Below are 776 nucleotides of genomic sequence, written 5' to 3'. Positions count from 1 at the left end.
CATTTAATTAATTTCATCTCTGATAATGGCAACAATAGGCTTTCTGATGTTAATAAAATTGCTGAAGAATTAAAAAAGGCTGCTAATCGTGCTTTTAGACTACATTCTTCCTTAGCTGAAGCTAATGACTTAGCTCTTTCTATGACTCTTGAAAATATTAGATTTATGCAAGAGCAACTTAAAAAACTCGATAAAGAAATCTCTAAATTGCTTAATGCTTTTTCTCAAACTTTAAATACTATCCCTGGTATTGGTGATGTCCTTGCTGCTGGCATTATCGCTGAAATAGGTGATATCTATCGTTTTAAAAATGAAGCCGCTTTAGCTAAATATGCCGGCTTAGTTTGGACTCAATATCAATCAGGTAACTTTAATGCCCAAGAAACCTCATTAGCTAAGTGTGGTAACCAATATCTTAGATACTATCTTGTTGAGGCTGCTAACTGTGTTAGGGTGCACACAGTTCGTTATAAAGCTTTCTATAGCAAGAAGTATTCAGAGGTTACCAAACATCAGCATAAACGTGCCCTCGTACTCACTGCTAGACGTTTAATACCTTTGATCTTTACCATGCTCAGTAAAGGTCAAATTTATCAAGAAAGAGGCGATGTTTACAATACTTAATTAATACTTCTTTTTAATTTAATAATCCTTTTAATATAAGTTACCAGTTAAATTTTCCCATACTGAGTAACTCGATATTCTATTGCCTTTTTTGCCCTTATTATCTAAAAAATTTTTCTCTAAAACCCTCTTGACATTATACCGTTTGTCTA

At 33.1% G+C, this 776-nt stretch carries 1 protein-coding gene; it reads left to right on the top strand.

What is annotated here, in order from left to right:
- Positions 1-624: IS110 family transposase (locus ACAG39_12465; protein MEZ0538033.1), on the top strand; the 624-nt coding region annotated here is incomplete at its 5' end.
- Positions 625-776: the final 152 nt, after the last annotated feature.

Source organism: Caldicellulosiruptoraceae bacterium PP1 (genome assembly GCA_041320695.1).
Classification (GTDB): domain Bacteria; phylum Bacillota; class Thermoanaerobacteria; order Caldicellulosiruptorales; family Caldicellulosiruptoraceae; genus JBGGOQ01.
The sequence above is the reverse complement of the archived record's forward strand: the minus strand, read 5'-3'. Positions and strand labels throughout refer to the sequence as shown.